The sequence below is a fragment of the Streptomyces sp. NPDC034085 genome (assembly GCF_055575555.1).
The window spans coordinates 21,148-35,939 of record NZ_JBVISL010000011.1 but is presented as its reverse complement, the minus strand read 5'-3'; the positions used below and the strand labels follow the sequence as shown (position 1 = coordinate 35,939).

Sequence of the window (14,792 nt, the reverse complement as noted above, 5' to 3'; positions counted from 1 at the left end):
GGACTGCCGCGCAGCGGCGAGGGGCGGCTCGGCACGGGGGCTGCCGTGCAGCGGCGAGAGCCGGCCCGGCACTGGGACTGCCGCGCAGCGGCGAGGGGCGGCCCGGCACGGGGACTGCCGGCGCGGCGGCGGGGCCCGGTCCGGGTCAGGGGGACGGGTGGGTCAGGTGTTTGAAGGCGTCCAGGTTGTGGGTCGGTTCGCCGCGCGAGACGCGCCATTCGTACTCGCGCCGGATCGCGCTCGCGAAGCCCAGCTCCAGCAGGGTGTTGAAGGCGCCGTCCGCCGCCTCCAGGACGGTGCCCAGCAGCCGGTCCAGGTCCTCCGGGGTGATCACCGACAGGGGGAGCCGGGCCGTGAGGTAGACGTCGCCGAGCGGGTCGACCGCGTACGCCAGCCCGTACAGCTTGAGGTTCCTTTCGAGCAGCCAGCGGTGGACGCCCGCCTCGTTCTCGTCGGGGTGGCGGATGACGAAGGCGTTGACCGACAGCGAGTGCCGGCCGATCCGCAGGGAGCAGGTGGTGCTCAGCTTGCGGGTGCCGGGGAGCTGGACGACGTACGAGCCCGGCTCGGGGCTCTCCCAGCTCAGCTCGGCGCCGGCCAGCGTGGACTCGATGATCGCGGCGGTGTCAGCGGCGGTGTCAGCCATGGTGGGAGCGTACGCGACGGCGATGATCATGCATGGCCGCGGTGTACACGTCGGCGGTGCCGCTGGCGGCGGTGTCCCAGCCGAAGAACTGCGCGTGCCGGGCGGCCTCGGCGCCCATCCGGTCGGTGAGACCGGGGTCGTCCACGAAGCGCCGCAGCTCACGGGCGTAGTCCACCGGGTCGTGTCCGGGTACGAGGATCCCCGTCACCCCGTCGTTGACGGCGACCGGCAGTCCGCCGACCTCCGCCGCGAGGACCGGCGTGCCCGTCGCCTGGGCTTCGATGGCGACGAGGCCGAAGGACTCGTTGTAGGACGGCATGACCAGCACGGACGCCGCCCGGAACCAGTCGGCGAGCCCGTCCTGGGCCACCGGCGGGTGGAAGTGGACGAGGTCGGTGATGCCGAGCTTCGCGGCGAGCTTCTGGAGCCCCTCGGGCTTGGCGAGGCCGCTGCCGCTGGGGCCGCCGACGACGGGGACGAAGAGGCGGCTGCGCAGCGAGGGGTCGCGGTCGACCAGCTCGGCGACGGCCCGCAGCAGGATGTCGGGGGCCTTCAGCGGCTGGATGCGGCCCGCGAACAGCGGGATCACCGCGTCCTGCGGCAGACCGAGGCGGGCGCGGGCGGCGGCGCGGCCGTCGCCGGTGGTGAAGCGGTCGAGGTTGACGCCGGGGTGGACGACGGCCACCTTGCCGGGGTCGGCCTCGTAGTGCCGTACGAGCTCCTCGGCCTCTTCGGCGGTGTTGGCGATGAGCCGGTCGGCGGCGGCGACGATCTGGGTCTCGCCGATGACGCGGGCGGCGGGCTCGGGGGTGTCGCCCTCGGCGAGCGCGGCGTTCTTGACCTTGGCCATGGTGTGCATGGCGTGTACCAGGGGCACGCCCCAGCGTTCGGCGGCGAGCCAGCCGACGTGGCCGGAGAGCCAGTAGTGGGAGTGGACGAGGTCGTAGTAGCCGGGGCGGTGGCCGGCCCAGGCCTGCATGACGCCGTGGGTGAAGGCGCACAGCTGGGCGGGCAGCTCCTCCTTGGCGAGTCCTTCGTACGGGCCCGCGTCCACGTGCCGTACGAGGACTCCGGGCGCGAGCTCGACCACGGGCGGCAGGCCTCCGGTGGTGGCGCGGGTGAAGACCTCGACCTCTATGTTGATCGCGGCGAGGCGCTTGGCGAGCTCGACGATGTAGACGTTCATGCCGCCGGCGTCGCCGGTGCCGGGCTGGTGCAGCGGTGAGGTGTGCACGCTGAGCATGGCCACGCGGCGGGGCTTGCGGTGGTGGCCGACGGCGGGCAGGCGCAGGCGGGGCGCGTCGGGGCGGGCGCCGCGCGCGGCGGCGATGCGGCCGCTGATGGTGCCGCCGAGGCGGGACACGTACTGGCTCAAAGGAGCAGTTCCTCTCGCTCGGACGACGGTCGACGGTCCTCTGCGACCCCGCGCTGGTGGGCGGGGTCGGCAGCGCCGGTGGGGCGGCATGGCTGCGGGAGCGCGGTCGGCGCCCTGCAAGGAGTGCAACCCGTGCGGCGGCCCGCCGCATTCCGGGGCCCGGAAGTTCCTGCGCGATTTCCGGATTTTTATCCTGGCCGCACCCTCCGCTTACGCTCGGCGCATGGTCTCCCGCAGCACCCCGCCGTCCCCGAGGCGCCCCGTCGGCACCGTGACGCGCGGGACGACGAACCCGAACCGGCTGCGCCGCATGGACCGCTGGATCGCCGCCGCGCACGGGGCCGCGCTGCGGCGGGCGGACGCGCCGGTGGCGGTAGACCTGGGGTACGGGGCCGCACCCTGGACGGCGGTGGAGCTGCTGGCGCGGCTGCGGCAGGCGGCGCCGGGGGTCCGGGTGGTCGGCATCGAGATCGAGCCGGCGCGGGTGGCGGGGGCGAAGCCGTACGAGCGGGAGGGGCTCACCTTCCGGCACGGCGGCTTCGAGGTGCCGCTGGACGGGACGGCCGGGGATCCGGCGGGGCACGCGGCGCTGATCCGCGCGGCGAACGTGTTGCGCCAGTACGACGAGGAGCAGGTCGCGGAGGTGTGGCAGCGGCTCTGCGCCCGGCTGGCCCCGGACGGGCTGCTGGTGGAGGGGACCTGCGACGAGATCGGCCGGCGGCACGTGTGGGTGGCGCTGGGGCCGGAGGGGCCGCGCACGGTGACCTTCGCGACCCGGCTGGGGTCACTGGAGCGGCCTTCGGACCTGGCGGAGCGGCTGCCGAAGGCACTGATCCACCGGAACGTGCCGGGTGAGCCGGTGCACGCGTTCCTGCGCGACTTCGACCGGGCGTGGGCGGCGGCGGCTCCGTACGCCTCGTACGGGGCGCGGCAGCGCTGGATCCGGACGGCGCGGGCGCTGTCCGCCGACTGGCCGCTGGCGGACGGTCCGGGGCGGTGGCGGCAGGGGGAACTGACGGTGCGCTGGGAGGCGTTGCGCCCGGCGGGGTGAACCTGGCGCCGCGGGGAACCGGCGCCGGAGGCGGCCCGTTGAGTCGGCTGGGACGGTCGGGGGTGGCCGGTCATGATCGGAGAGGCATCCGGAGGGTGTTGGAATTCACCGAGTCGTGGCACCATCCCGGAGACAGTGCCAAGTTACTGATGAATAGTCAGATCTGATGTCCGGTGACATCGATGTGACCCGGGGTGCCTGGGGGAGCCATGGGGACCGTTAAGCGTGCGTCGTCGCGTCGGCAGGGGGCGTCCGCCCTCACACTGCTGTGCGCCATGGCGATACTGGCGGCCCCCGGACTCGCGGGCACCGCGTTCGCGGCGCCGTCCGCACCTCCTGCCCCCTCGGCCCCCTCGGCCCCCGCCGCGCCCGCGCGCCCCGCGCCGGGCGGCAAGTCCCTGGAGCAGATCCGCAAGGAGATAGAGGACCTCTACCGCCAGGCCGGCACCGCCACCGACGCGTACAACCTCGCGGAGAGCGAGACCAAGGCGCAGTCCGAGCGGATCGTCCAGATCGCCAACCTGGTGGTGGCGGGCCAGGACCGCATCTCCTCCCTGAAGGACCGGGCCGGCGCCGCCGCCCGCGCCCAGTACCGCTCGGGCGGCCTGCCGCCGGGCGCGCGGCTGGCGTTGAGCGACAGTCCGGCCGACTTCCTGGACGGGACGGGCCGGTTGCGGCAGGGCGAGAAAGCCACCACGGACCTGCTGTCCGAACTGAACCGCACGCAGACCGACTTGGAGCGGTACGCCAAGGAAGCGGGCGCGCTGTGGCAGAAGATGGAGGACAACAGGGTCAAGAAGGAAGCCGCCAAGAAGGAGATCGAGGAGAAGATCAAGACGGCGGAGGCCCTGGAGAACAAGCTGGAGGCCGAGGATAAGGCCAGGCTGCTCCAGCTGGAGCAGGAAGCGCAGTACCAGGCGCAGACGGCCTGGCTGTCGGCCGGCGCCATGAAGGACGTCAAGGGCGCGGCCACGGACGCGGGCAGGCGGGCCGTGCAGTGGGCCACGGCACAGATCGGCGCGCCGTACGTATGGGGTGCCACGGGGCCGAACGCCTTCGACTGCTCCGGGCTGACCTCGCAGGCCTGGCTGGCGGCGGGCCGGGGGATCCCGCGCACCTCGCAGGAGCAGCTGCGGCTGCTGCCGAAGGTCCCGCTCAAGGACATGCGGCCGGGGGACCTGATCATCTACTTCGACGACGCGAGCCACGTGGGCATGTACGTCGGTGACGGCGCGATGGTCCACGCCCCGCGGCCGGGGCGCACGGTGACGATGGCGGGCGCGGGCTCGATGCCGATCAAGGCGGTGGTCCGCCCGGACGCGTAAGCCCTGGCCGGGCGGTGACCCGACCCCGGGGCCGCCGGTCCCGGTACCCCGGGGCCTCTCGCCCCGGCACCCCGGCGGGGACCCGAGCCCGGGGCCCTGCCAGCCCCGGCGGCTCCGGCCCAGGCCGCCGGTCTGGGCGCCCCGGGCGCGTGCGGCCCACTGCACGGCGCTACCGCGCCCGCGCCTCAAACGCCGGCGGGGCTGAAAGTGCGCTGCGCGCCCTCCAGCCCGCAAGGGTCCGGGCCGAGCCCGGGGTGATTCAGCCCCGCCGGCCTTGGAGGCACGGGTCCGGGCGATGGCGGGGCGAATCAGCCCCGCCGGCGTTTGAGGCGCGGGTCCGGGCGGAGCTCGGGGAACGGGCGAAGGGCGGGTAGGGGACCAGCCCCGCGCAGCGGCACACCCCGCCGACGCCCCGGCCCCGGCCCCGGCCCCGCACCACACCAGGCGCGGCCGGGCCGAGCACAGCCGGGGCACGGGCCAAGCGGAGCGCAGCGGTGACCGCAGCGGCGCTCCAGGGGTATCTCGGTGGGCGGGATGCGGAAGGGGCGCGCCGTGACGTTGGTCATCCCCGCGGCGCGGTTTTTCCCCGCGATAGGGGCATATGACGGCGGCCCTCCCACGGCCGCCATTCCGCTCGCCGGTACCCGCCCGCTAGGGTCTGCCGCATGAGCGCACCCTCGGGGGGAGGCAAGGAACCGGAGACGATGCCTGTACCCGTACCGCGGCAGAGGGACATCCCGGCCACGGACAGCGGCCCCGCCCCCCAGGCGTCGCTGACGCTGCTGGTGGTCGAAGACGACCCCGCCGGCGGCCTCACCGTCCCCGAGATCCTCGACGCCGACGGCCACCGCATCAGGATCCGCAGCGCCCGCAACCTCACCGAGGCCACCCGGCTGCTCACCCCCGACGTGCACTGCGTACTGCTCGACCTGGACCTGCCCGGGCCCGGCCCCGGCGAGGACGGCCTCGGAGCCCTGCGCGAGGTGCTGCGCATCGCCCCCCGCCACGCCGTCCTCGTCCTGACCGGCGAGGCCGACGCCGACCGCGCCGCCGAAGCCGTACGCGTGGGCGCCCAGGACTTCCTCTACCGCGACGAGCTCGACGGCCGGCTGCTGAGCCGCGCCATCCGCTACGCCGTGGAGAGAAAGCGGGCGGACATCGCCCAGTACAAGCTTGCAGAATCGAAACTGCGCGCCCAGGAGAACGCCCGCCTCGAACGCGGTCTGCTCCCCACGCCCCTCCTGGAGGGCTCCGACCTCCGCTTCGCCGCCCGCTACCGCCCCGGCCGCAGCCGGGCCCTGCTCGGCGGGGACTTCTACGACACCGTCCGCACCCCCGACGGCACCGTCCACGCGATGATCGGCGACGTGTGCGGTCACGGCCCCGACGAGGCGGCCCTCGGCGTCGAGCTGCGCATCGCCTGGCGCGCCCTGACCCTGGCCGGCCTGTGCGGGGACGACCTGCTCGCCACCCTCCAGGAGGTGCTGGAGGTGGAGCGCCCCTGCGAGGAGATCTTCGCGACGCTGTGCACGGTGGACATCTCCCCGGACGGTCGGCGCGCGGGCCTGTGCCTGGCCGGACACCCGGCCCCGCTGATCTCCCGGCCGGGCGGGCCGGCGCGGCTGCTGCCGTACGACGACAGCGGCCCGGCCCTCGGACTGCTGCCCCGGGCCCGCTGGCCCCGGCGCCAGGTCGACCTGGGCGGCAGCTGGAGCCTGATGCTCTACACCGACGGCCTGATCGAGGGCCGCATCGGCGAGGGCCGCGAGCGGCTCGGCCAGGACGGCATGGTGGAGATGATCAACCGGCACCTGGACCGCGGGCTGAGCGGCGAGGCGCTGCTGGAGGCGTCCGTCACCGAGGCCCGCCGGCTGAACGGCGGGGAGCTCACCGACGACGTGGCCGTCGTCCTGCTCTCCCGCGCGGCGGGCAGAACCCCGGCGGCCTGACCGGCGGACGGGGCTCAGCCCAGCGCACCCGAGAGGCCGAGACGGGGCCGCCCCGCGAGCCGGAACGGGTCAGCGGCCGCCGTTGTACGGTCCGTACGGGCCGTCGCTGCTGCTGCCACCGCGGCGCGGGCCGCCGCCCGAGACCTGCTTGAGGGCGGGGCGCACGTCGACGAGGAACACGATGGTCGCCACCAGGCCGGCGATCTGCAGGAAGAGCATCCCGAGGAAGAAGTCCACCAGGACGGTCACCCCGAGGATGACCAGCCAGAAGGTCTTCGTCTGCTTCTCGGCGGCCCGGTACGCGTCCTCCCGCGCCAGCAGCGCGAGCACGAAGGCCACGACGGCGAGCGCCAGCATGGCGTAGCCGAGCAACGGGAGGACCCCGTTATCGAACCCCTGCATCAGCATCGTCTCGCCCGCCCTCTCGCATCCGGCACCAGTGACTCCGACTCCACGCTACCGCCGCAGCTGCCCTCCCCCACGTCAACGAACCGGGCACCCGCGGGGTGCCCGGTCCGCAGCCGGGTCGTTCAGCTCTCGTCGCCGGGCGTGGCGGCGGCCTTCTTGGCGGTGCTGCGGCGCGCGGCGGACTTCTTCGCGGCGGGCTGCTCCGCGGCGGCGGCCCGAGCCGGCTCGGGCTCCTGCGCCGGGGCCGGGTCCTGCGCCGGCTCCACGGCCCCGGCGATGTCCACGATCTCGTCGGCCACCTCGCCGCGCCAGGCCCGTACGGCCTGCTCGCCGTGCTCGGCGACCTTGTCGTAGGTCTCCTTGGCCCGGACGGCGTACTCGGCGGCCACGCCGACACCGCGCAGCGCGAGGTCCTGGGCGGTCTCGCCGAGCTTCTTGGGGTCGATGGACCCGAAGACCTCGGTGACCTTGGCGGTGACGGCCTCCTGCACGGCCTTCGGGTCGGTGTTCTTCACGGCCTCGATGCGCGCGGGGGCCTCGGCGCGCAGCTGCTCGATGAGCGCGGGCACCTTCTTGGCCTGCTGGACGGCCAGGTCGGCCGTGCCGGCGGCGAAGTAGAGGGGGGTGGGGTCGGTGAGGGTCTTCTTCAGGTCATCGGCGATGGCCATGTGCGGGTCCTCCCGGATCACAGTCAGTTCGTAGGGGGCATCGCGGTGTCCGCGCCGGTGTTCTCGCCGCCGGAAGCCTCGTCGGCCTCCAGCGCGTTCTCCTTGCGGAACGCGTCGTAGATCTGGAGCAGCACCTGCTTCTGCCGCTCGCTGATCGACGGGTCGGAGAGGATGACGGCCCGCGTCTCCACCTCGTCCCGGTCCCGCTCGTCGAGAATCCCGGCCTGCACGTACAGCGTCTCCGCGGAGATCCGCAGCGCCTTGGCCAGCTGCTGGAGGATGTCCGCGCTCGGCTTGCGCAGCCCGCGCTCGATCTGGCTCAGGTACGGATTCGACACTCCCGCGGCGTCGGCGAGCTGCCGCAGCGAGAGCTGGGCCTGCCGCCGCTGCTCGCGGAGGTATTCGCCGAGGTTTCCGACGTTGAGCGATGCCATGCTCCGATCCTGCCGGACACTGCTAACTATTGCAAGCGCCTGCTTGCAGCAGCTCGCACTCTCCTTCCCCCGCACCAACGGTGCTAACTTGCGGGAATGGACGACTTCTCGCGGTCGTGGGTGGCGTTGCGGGCGGCGGTGGCCGGGCTCGAGGACCAGGATTTCGCGGCGGCGTCCGGGTGTGCCGGCTGGCTCGTGCGGGACCTGGTGTGCCACCTGGTCATCGACGCGCAGGACGTCCTGATCACCCTCGCCACCCCCGTGGACGCCGCGCCCACCCGGGACGCGGCGGGCTACTGGGAGGTCCTCGACGCCGCCCCGGACGGCGAGGACCCGCTCGACGCGCTGACCGTACGGCTCGCGGCCGCGTACGAGGAGCCCTGGCTGCTCACATTCCACCTGGAGGACGTCGGTTCCGCCGCCGGGCGGGCCGCCGATCTCGCGGACCGGGCCGGCCGCGTCAGCACCCGCGAACAGGTGCTGACCGTGGGCGACTACCTCGACGCGTACGTCCTGGAGTGGACGCTGCACCACCTCGACCTGACCGCCCGCCTCCCGCACGCGGAGCGGCCGCCCGCCGAGGGCCTGGCCCGCTCCCGCGCGCTGCTGGAGCGGATCGCGGGCGGCGCGTTCCCCGCGTCGTTCTCCGACGAGGACGCCCTGCTGATCGGCACCGGCCGCCGCGCCCCCGGCCCGGCCGAACAGGCCGCCCTCGCCGCCCGGGGAGGAATCGCGGCCCGACTGCCGCTCCACCTCGGCTAGACGGCCGGCCTCGGCCGGACGGCCGCCTCTTCCGGACAGCCGCCTCTTCCGGACAGCCGCCTCTTCCGGACAGCCGCCCTTCCCGACGGCCCGGTACCCACCTTTTTGTGGGTACTGGGCAGGCCGGCCCGCCCGGGTGAAGCTTGGGGGGTCGGGAGGAGGGGTCAGGAGGCCGGCCGGGCCTGCGCGAGCTTCTCCAGACGCCGGTGCCCCCAGTCGGACAGGGGCGCCACCGCCTCGGCGAGTTCCCGGCCGAACTCGGTGAGGGAGTACTCGGTCCTCAGCGGGAGCACGTCGTGCACCTCGCGGTGTACGAGCCCGTCGGCCTCCATCTCGCGGAGCGCCTGGGTCAGCACCTTCTCGCTCAGGCCCGGGGTCCGGCGCCGCAGCTCGCCCGGCCGCTGCGGACCGGATTCCAGCAGCCAGAGCAGGGTCGTCTTCCACTTGCCGTCGATCACCGCGATCGCGGCGGTGACCCCGCAGACGTTCGGGTCCAGGGCCCGGCTGCGCGTCATCCTCTCGTCCCCCTCCACACCACGTCCATGCCGATCATGCATGTTTTCACAGGAGTTGAGCCATGTCTTCGAACCCCGGACAGCCCGCCGTCACCGTACTCGGCCTCGGCCCGATGGGCCGGGCCCTGGCGGGCGCCTTCCTCGACGCCGGCGTGCGCACCACCGTCTGGAACCGCACCCCCGGCCGGGACCGGGACCTGGTCGCCCGGGGCGCGACCGGGGCGCCGTCCGCCGCCGAGGCCGTCGCCGCGAGCCCGCTGACCGTGGTCTGCGTGGTCAACTACGAGGCCGCGGACGCCGTCCTGCGGCCCGAGGCCGTCACCACCGCCCTCAAGGGCCGCACCGTCGTCAACCTGACCGCCGACACCCCGGGCCGGGCCCGGGAGAGCGGCGCGTGGGCGGCCGAGCACGGCATCCGCTACCTCGACGGCGCGATCATGACGCCGGCCACGACCATCGGAACAGCGGACGCGGTGTTCATCCACAGCGGCCCGCAGGACCTCTACCGCGAGCACCAGCCCGTGCTGGACGCCCTGGGCGGCACCCACACCCACCTCGGCGAGGACATCGGCCGGGCGGCGGCGTACGACATCGCGCTGCTCGACATCTTCTGGACCGCGATGGCGGGCTACGCGCACGCCCTGGCGGTGGCGAAGGCCGAGGGCGTCAGCGCCGGGGAACTGGCCCCGTTCGCACAGGGGATCGGCGCGATCCTGCCGCCGCTCTTCGCGGAGTTCGCGGGGGACGTGGACAGCGGCAGCTACTCCGGCGAGCTCAACCCGCTGACGTCGGCTGCCTCGTCCATCGCCCACATCATCCACACCTCCGAGGAACACGGCATCGACGCCGGCCTGATGCGCGCGACCGAGGGCCTGGCCCGCCGGGCGATCGCCCACGGCCACGGCGGGGACGGCTTCGTCCGCGTCGCCGAACTCCTCGGCCGCACGGCGGTGCCCGCGGGCACCGCGCACTCCTGCGGAAAATAGTTCCGGCGGGCTGTCACATCCGTGCGGGGCGGCGGGTCATAGGGGTGCCGGAGCAAACGAGATCCCCCGAAGGAGCCCCCGATGTCCACCACCGCCACCGTCATCACCCTGGTCGCCGCCCTCATGGCCGGGTACTCCGGCGCCTCGCTCTTCGCCCGCGCCAAGTACACCGTCGAGCCCCTCGTCCAGTACGGGGTCCCCCGCAGCTGGTGGAACCTGCTCGCCACCGCCAAGGTCGCCGGCGCGGTCGGCCTCCTCGCCGGGTTCGCCGTCCCGGCCATCGGGATCGCCGCCGGCATCGGCCTGGTGCTCTACTTCATCGGCGCCGTGATCGTCACCCTGCGGGCCCGGGACTACGCCCACGTCGTCTTCCCGGTGGTCTACGCCGCCCCGATGGCCGCCGCCCTCGTCCTGGTCGTCTGACCGGGGCGGGGCGGCGGCCCCGGCCTCCGGCCTCAGACCTCCAGGGCCGTCACGTCCAGCAGCTTCAGCCGCTCCGGGTCGGACAGCACGTCGATCGCGACGATCCTGCCGCCGACCACGGTGAAGGCCATCACCGACACCGCCCGGCCCTTGCGGACCACGACCACACCGGCCGCACCGTTGATCAGCGCCGGGCGCACGTACGGGGTGAGCACGCTGTACGTGACCGCCTGGCCCGCCACCGTCCGCGCACCGTGCAGGACCACGCTGAGCGCCCCGCCCGCGCCCCCGTCGGAGCGCAGCACCACGTCCGGGTCGAGCACCGCGACCAGTGCCTCGAACCGCCCGTCGCGCGCGGCGGCGAAGAAGGCGTCCACCGCCTCCCGCTGGCGGGCCAGGTCCGCGTCGGGAGCGGGGGCCTGCCCCTGCACCCTGCGGCGGGCCCGGCTGGCGAGCTGCCGCGTCGCGGCGGCCGACTTCTCGATCAGCGGGGCTATCTCGTCGAACGGCACCGCGAACATGTCGTGCAGGACGAACGCCAGCCGCTCCGCCGGAGCCAGCGACTCCATCACCACCATCAGCGCCAGCCCCACCGAGTCGGCGAGCAGCACCTCCTGCTCGGGGTCGATCCGCCGCTCCGGGCTGACGAGGGGGTCGGGGACCCGCGTCTCCAGCCGCTCCACCGGGTCCTCGCGCCGCTGCTCGCGCGAGCGCAGCAGGTTGAGGCAGATCCGCGACACCACGGTCGTCAGCCAGCCGCCGAGGTTCTGGATCTCGTCCGCGTCCGTCCGGTTCAGCCGCAGCCAGGTCTCCTGGACGGCGTCGTCGGCCTCGGCGAGCGAGCCGAGCATCCGGTAGGAGACCGCCCGCAGGTGGCTGCGGTGCTCCTCGAAGCGCTCGGTCAGTGAAGCCCTGTCGTCCTCGTCCACCCCTGGTGTCCCCTTCCCCTCAGGAAGCCGGCGCCGGCGCCCGGCCGATGACCACGGTCGCATACAGCTCCTCGGAGGTCACCGCCCGCACCACGAGACCGCCCCCGGTCAGCGCGGACGCCGTCAGCGGCGCCTGCCGGGCGCTGGTCTCGATCAGCAGGTGCCCGCCCGGCGCGAGCCACCGCAGGGCGTCCGCCGCGACCCGCCGGTGGACGTCCAGGCCGTCCGCACCCCCGTCGAGGGAGACCAGCGGCTCGTGGTCGCGGGCCTCGGACGGCATGAGCCCGATCTCCCCCGTCGGCACGTACGGGGCGTTGACCACCAGCACGTCCACCCGCCCCCGCAGCTCCGCGGGCAGCGCCGCGTACAGGTCGCCCTCCCACACGGAGCCGCCGTACGGGGCCACGTTGCGCCGCGCGTACTCCAGCGGTCCCGGGTCGATGTCGGCCACGTGCAGCTCGACCCCGCCCGGGACCTGGGCCGCCACCGCCGCTCCGAGGGCGCCGACCCCGCAGCACAGGTCGAGCACGACCGCGCCGGGCCGGGCCAGCCCCACCGCCTCCTGCACCAGGAACTCGGTGCGCCTGCGCGGTACGAAGGCCCCCGCGCCGACCTCCACGCGCAGCCCGCCGAACTCGGCCCAGCCCACGACGTGCTCCAGCGGTTCGCCGTCCACCCGGCGGGCGACCATGCCCTCCAGCTGCCCGTCGTCAGTGGCGGCCGCCGTCAGCAGGTCCGCCTCTTCCTCGGCGAAGACGCAGCCCGCAGCCCGCAGCCGTTCCACGATCGTCGTCACGTCACTCATTCCTCTTGTTTCCAGCCCTCAGAAGACGTCCGGGCACCACGGCCGGCGCGCGGTACGGAACACCGCGTCGGCCAGTGCGAGGGCCCCCGGCCGGTGTTCCGTCACCCGGCCCAGGGCGCCCAGCCGGACCGCTGAGGCGTCGCCCAGGTACAGGGAGCCCAGCGCGGACACGTCCAGCCGCAGGTCGGCCGGCTCCTGCGTACGGGAACACGTGCCGGCGCCCGCGTCCAGCCGGTAGCGGCCGCCCGCCGGGCCGGACGGGTCGTCGACGTCCAGGACGAGCACCCCGGGCACGGCGTACGTCCGCGCGCCCAGTGCTCGTTCGGCGTCCAGCACGCGCACCCACAGGAAGTCGGCGGCCGACACGGGCCGGGCCGCGCGCGCGTCGGGCAGCAGTTCCGGCAGCAGGTCGTCGGGGGCGCGGTTGCCGGTGCGGACCTTCAGCACCCAGTCGATGGAGCACAGGAAGTGCCACAGCGCCCGCTCGGCCTGCGGGGTGGCCGCGAGGAGGTCCCGGACCTGCACGGTGTTCAGCGGGGTCTTGGAGTCCGTCCAGTGGTCGTCGGCCCGGTAGGAGACCAGCCCGGCCACCTCACCGCCGGCGTCCCGGTACACGGCGTACATCCGCTCCTTGTACGGGCGGTGCGACATCTCCTCCTCACCGGTCTCCAGCCGCCACCAGCGCGCGTCGCGGTCGATGACGCCGTGCCGCCAGGCGCGCAGCCGCTCGTGCAGGGCGGGCCCCACGCGCCGGACCTCGGCCGCGTCCACCAGGTCGATGCGGCCGCCGTCGACCGGCGCGGGCCGGCTGCGGTCGATGCCGGTGCGGGCGACGTCGACCTCCCACTCGGCGTGCACGGTCGCGGGCCCGTAGCCGTAGCGCCCGTAGATCGGGTACTCGGCGGCGATCAAGGTGGACAGGACGTCACCGCGGGCGTGGGCGGCGGCCAGTTCGGCCTCCATCATCCGCGTCAGCAGGCCCTGTCGGCGGTGGGTGGGCAGCACGGTCACGTTGGAGACCGCGCTGCACCCGACGACGGCGCCGCCGGGCACGGTCAGTTCCTGGGCGAAGGAGCGGAAGGTGGCGACGCACTGCCCGGTGGCCTTGTCGAAGGCCCCCCGGATGCGCGCGAGATCGCTGTGCGCGGCGCGCTGGGCCACGTCGGATTCCGTCGGGGTGCCCGGAGTGAGGAAGCCCGTGTTCAGGGTGGTGAGCCAGGCGGGGAGTTCGGATGCGGCGATCGGCCGCACGTCAGCGCTCATGACCGGCCACGCTAACCGCCGTGCCCGGCCCCGGTCGCCCGATTTTCGCCGTCGGCTACGCCAGCAGGTCGTCCACCTGCGCCTCGCCCTCCCGGTAACGGCGGGTGATCTCCGCACTGGAGTCGTCGGCCATCCGCTGGAGCTGCTGGCGGCGCCGCGAGACCTGCTGCTCGAAGCCGACCAGCCGACCCATCGCGGCGTGCAGCTCGCCGTCCGTGCGCGCCTCCAGGTCGGACAGCTCCACGTCGGACAGCATCTCCGCCGCCAGCAGCCGGAACTCCTCGTTGTGCGGGGTGCCGAGCGTGACGTGCCGGGCGGAGGCGCTGCGGCTGGACGGTGCGTCGGCGAGGATCTCCGAGAGCCGGTCCACCACCGGCGCCTCGGGGTCCGTACGGCGGGCGAGCTCGGCGCGCAGGATGTCGATCCGGCCCTGCAGGAGTCTGCGTACGTAGCTCAGGTCGGCCTCGTCGCGCTGCGCGTCGCGCCGCAGCGCGCGCAGCTCGGGCAGGCCGAGGGCGGTGGCGGGGTTGGCCGTCCCCGCCGGCTCGCCGGTGCGCTGCGCGGGCGGCCATCCCGCGGCCGTGGTCATGGCCGTGGTCGCGGCCGGAGCGTCCGACCCGGGTGACGCGTGTGACGCGGGTGACGCGGGTGCAGGTGCGGAGGTACCAGAGGTGTTCATGCGTTCGTATCCGTCCCCTCGACCGGTGCTGGGGGCACCGCCTGCGTGCATGGTGCCACTCTCCGTGGTGTGCACGCAGTCCGGGACCACCCGATCGGCCCCGGACGGGTGCAGGGCTGGTACACAGGTGGTATGCGAGCAGTGGTGCAGAGGGTGGACGGCGCGAGCGTCGTCGTGGCCGGTGAGACGGTCGGCGAGATCGTCGGCGAGGGGCTGTGCGTGCTGGTGGGGGTGACCCACGACGACACCCCGGAGAAGGCGGCGCTGCTGGCGCGCAAGCTGTGGTCCGTGCGGATCCTGGAGGCGGAGAAGTCATGCAGCGACGTCGACGCGCCGCTGCTGGTGATCTCCCAGTTCACGCTGTACGGCGACGCGCGCAAGGGCCGCCGCCCCACGTGGAACGCGGCCGCGCCCGGCCCGGTGGCCGAGCCGCTGGTCGACGAGGTCGTGGCGCAGCTGCGGGCGCTGGGCGCGACGGTGGCGACGGGCCGGTTCGGCGCGGACATGCGGGTCTCGCTGACGAACCACGGCCCGTTCACCCTCGTCATCGACGTCTGAGGCGCGCGGCCGCGTC

17 protein-coding genes are annotated in these 14,792 nt (G+C 74.2%); 7 read left to right on the top strand and 10 right to left on the bottom strand.

Annotated elements, in window-relative coordinates:
• Positions 1-145 precede the first annotated feature (145 nt).
• Complete coding sequence (locus tag ACZ501_RS29435; RefSeq protein WP_362458837.1) at positions 146-646, bottom strand: type III secretion system chaperone family protein; 501 nt, start codon at positions 644-646, stop codon at positions 146-148.
• Entirely contained in the window at positions 639-2,021 is a 1,383-nt protein-coding gene (mshA, locus tag ACZ501_RS29430) for a D-inositol-3-phosphate glycosyltransferase (protein ID WP_468799514.1), read from the bottom strand. Before mshA ends, ACZ501_RS29435 begins: the two co-directional genes overlap by 8 nt.
• 223 nt (positions 2,022-2,244) lie before the next feature.
• On the opposite strand from mshA, the gene ACZ501_RS29425 reads away from it, so the two are divergent.
• From ACZ501_RS29425 to ACZ501_RS29415, 3 genes are all read left to right on the top strand, one after another.
• A complete protein-coding gene (locus ACZ501_RS29425; RefSeq protein WP_468799512.1) occupies positions 2,245-3,072 on the top strand; it encodes a class I SAM-dependent methyltransferase in 828 nt (275 codons plus the stop codon).
• Positions 3,073-3,281: 209 nt separating this feature from the next.
• Complete coding sequence (locus ACZ501_RS29420) at positions 3,282-4,397, top strand: C40 family peptidase (protein ID WP_468799510.1); 1,116 nt, start codon at positions 3,282-3,284, stop codon at positions 4,395-4,397.
• 704 nt (positions 4,398-5,101) lie between these two features.
• Positions 5,102-6,346, top strand: coding sequence for a PP2C family protein-serine/threonine phosphatase (locus ACZ501_RS29415; RefSeq protein ID WP_468799508.1), 1,245 nt, complete (start codon positions 5,102-5,104; stop codon positions 6,344-6,346).
• A 69-nt stretch (positions 6,347-6,415) separates the two neighbouring features.
• Here the strand turns inward: ACZ501_RS29415 and ACZ501_RS29410 are convergent, their stop codons facing one another.
• From ACZ501_RS29410 to ACZ501_RS29400, 3 genes are all read right to left on the bottom strand, one after another.
• Positions 6,416-6,754: a DUF2516 family protein gene (locus ACZ501_RS29410; protein WP_361604302.1), complete on the bottom strand. Its 339-nt coding sequence runs from the start codon at positions 6,752-6,754 to the stop codon at positions 6,416-6,418.
• Between the two features lie 122 nt (positions 6,755-6,876).
• Positions 6,877-7,422 carry a hypothetical protein gene (locus ACZ501_RS29405; RefSeq protein ID WP_468799506.1) on the bottom strand — a complete coding sequence of 182 codons (546 nt, stop codon included), beginning with the start codon at positions 7,420-7,422 and terminating at the stop codon, positions 6,877-6,879.
• A gap of 23 nt (positions 7,423-7,445) precedes the next feature.
• Positions 7,446-7,856, bottom strand: a complete 411-nt coding sequence (locus ACZ501_RS29400) for a helix-turn-helix domain-containing protein (RefSeq protein ID WP_361604308.1) — start codon at positions 7,854-7,856, stop codon at positions 7,446-7,448.
• A gap of 96 nt (positions 7,857-7,952) precedes the next feature.
• Here ACZ501_RS29400 and ACZ501_RS29395 point away from each other — a divergent pair, with 96 nt between their 5' ends.
• Positions 7,953-8,618: a maleylpyruvate isomerase N-terminal domain-containing protein gene (locus ACZ501_RS29395; RefSeq protein ID WP_362458853.1), complete on the top strand. Its 666-nt coding sequence runs from the start codon at positions 7,953-7,955 to the stop codon at positions 8,616-8,618.
• 164 nt (positions 8,619-8,782) lie between these two features.
• Here ACZ501_RS29395 and ACZ501_RS29390 read toward each other — a convergent pair whose 3' ends face one another.
• Positions 8,783-9,133 (bottom strand): winged helix-turn-helix transcriptional regulator, encoded by a 351-nt coding sequence (locus ACZ501_RS29390; RefSeq protein ID WP_468799504.1) that lies wholly within the window; start codon positions 9,131-9,133, stop codon positions 8,783-8,785.
• A gap of 62 nt (positions 9,134-9,195) precedes the next feature.
• Between ACZ501_RS29390 and ACZ501_RS29385 the strand changes: the two genes are divergently transcribed.
• Both ACZ501_RS29385 and ACZ501_RS29380 read left to right on the top strand, forming a co-directional pair.
• On the top strand, positions 9,196-10,119 hold the full coding sequence (locus ACZ501_RS29385) for an NAD(P)-dependent oxidoreductase (protein WP_468799502.1): 924 nt from the start codon (positions 9,196-9,198) through the stop codon (positions 10,117-10,119).
• Between the two features lie 81 nt (positions 10,120-10,200).
• Positions 10,201-10,542: a DoxX family protein gene (locus tag ACZ501_RS29380; RefSeq protein WP_468799500.1), complete on the top strand. Its 342-nt coding sequence runs from the start codon at positions 10,201-10,203 to the stop codon at positions 10,540-10,542.
• A 32-nt stretch (positions 10,543-10,574) separates the two neighbouring features.
• Here the strand turns inward: ACZ501_RS29380 and ACZ501_RS29375 are convergent, their stop codons facing one another.
• The 4 genes from ACZ501_RS29375 to ACZ501_RS29360 are packed head-to-tail and all read right to left on the bottom strand — an operon-like array spanning position 10,575 to position 14,218.
• Positions 10,575-11,471, bottom strand: a complete 897-nt coding sequence (locus ACZ501_RS29375; protein WP_468799498.1) for a sigma-70 family RNA polymerase sigma factor — start codon at positions 11,469-11,471, stop codon at positions 10,575-10,577.
• 19 nt (positions 11,472-11,490) lie between these two features.
• On the bottom strand, positions 11,491-12,276 hold the full coding sequence (locus ACZ501_RS29370) for a putative protein N(5)-glutamine methyltransferase (RefSeq protein ID WP_468799496.1): 786 nt from the start codon (positions 12,274-12,276) through the stop codon (positions 11,491-11,493).
• An 18-nt stretch (positions 12,277-12,294) separates the two neighbouring features.
• Positions 12,295-13,539 (bottom strand): GNAT family N-acetyltransferase, encoded by a 1,245-nt coding sequence (locus tag ACZ501_RS29365; RefSeq protein ID WP_468799494.1) that lies wholly within the window; start codon positions 13,537-13,539, stop codon positions 12,295-12,297.
• Between the two features lie 55 nt (positions 13,540-13,594).
• Positions 13,595-14,218, bottom strand: coding sequence for an RsiG family protein (locus tag ACZ501_RS29360; protein ID WP_468799492.1), 624 nt, complete (start codon positions 14,216-14,218; stop codon positions 13,595-13,597).
• 132 nt (positions 14,219-14,350) lie between these two features.
• Between ACZ501_RS29360 and dtd the strand changes: the two genes are divergently transcribed.
• Positions 14,351-14,776, top strand: a complete 426-nt coding sequence (dtd, locus tag ACZ501_RS29355; RefSeq protein WP_361604335.1) for a D-aminoacyl-tRNA deacylase — start codon at positions 14,351-14,353, stop codon at positions 14,774-14,776.
• Positions 14,777-14,792 lie beyond the last annotated feature (16 nt).

Bases quoted from the DNA above. Each gene is read 5' to 3' on its own strand.
- ACZ501_RS29435 (WP_362458837.1), bottom strand. From the start codon at position 646: ATGGCTGACACCGCCGCTGACACCGCCGCGATCATCGAGTCCACGCTG.
- ACZ501_RS29425 (WP_468799512.1), top strand. From the start codon at position 2,245: ATGGTCTCCCGCAGCACCCCGCCGTCCCCGAGGCGCCCCGTCGGCACC.
- ACZ501_RS29420 (WP_468799510.1), top strand. From the start codon at position 3,282: ATGGGGACCGTTAAGCGTGCGTCGTCGCGTCGGCAGGGGGCGTCCGCC.
- ACZ501_RS29415 (WP_468799508.1), top strand. From the start codon at position 5,102: ATGCCTGTACCCGTACCGCGGCAGAGGGACATCCCGGCCACGGACAGC.
- ACZ501_RS29410 (WP_361604302.1), bottom strand. From the start codon at position 6,754: ATGCTGATGCAGGGGTTCGATAACGGGGTCCTCCCGTTGCTCGGCTAC.
- ACZ501_RS29405 (WP_468799506.1), bottom strand. From the start codon at position 7,422: ATGGCCATCGCCGATGACCTGAAGAAGACCCTCACCGACCCCACCCCC.
- ACZ501_RS29400 (WP_361604308.1), bottom strand. From the start codon at position 7,856: ATGGCATCGCTCAACGTCGGAAACCTCGGCGAATACCTCCGCGAGCAG.
- ACZ501_RS29395 (WP_362458853.1), top strand. From the start codon at position 7,953: ATGGACGACTTCTCGCGGTCGTGGGTGGCGTTGCGGGCGGCGGTGGCC.
- ACZ501_RS29390 (WP_468799504.1), bottom strand. From the start codon at position 9,133: ATGACGCGCAGCCGGGCCCTGGACCCGAACGTCTGCGGGGTCACCGCC.
- ACZ501_RS29385 (WP_468799502.1), top strand. From the start codon at position 9,196: ATGTCTTCGAACCCCGGACAGCCCGCCGTCACCGTACTCGGCCTCGGC.
- ACZ501_RS29380 (WP_468799500.1), top strand. From the start codon at position 10,201: ATGTCCACCACCGCCACCGTCATCACCCTGGTCGCCGCCCTCATGGCC.
- ACZ501_RS29370 (WP_468799496.1), bottom strand. From the start codon at position 12,276: ATGAGTGACGTGACGACGATCGTGGAACGGCTGCGGGCTGCGGGCTGC.
- ACZ501_RS29365 (WP_468799494.1), bottom strand. From the start codon at position 13,539: ATGAGCGCTGACGTGCGGCCGATCGCCGCATCCGAACTCCCCGCCTGG.
- ACZ501_RS29360 (WP_468799492.1), bottom strand. From the start codon at position 14,218: ATGAACACCTCTGGTACCTCCGCACCTGCACCCGCGTCACCCGCGTCA.
- dtd (WP_361604335.1), top strand. From the start codon at position 14,351: ATGCGAGCAGTGGTGCAGAGGGTGGACGGCGCGAGCGTCGTCGTGGCC.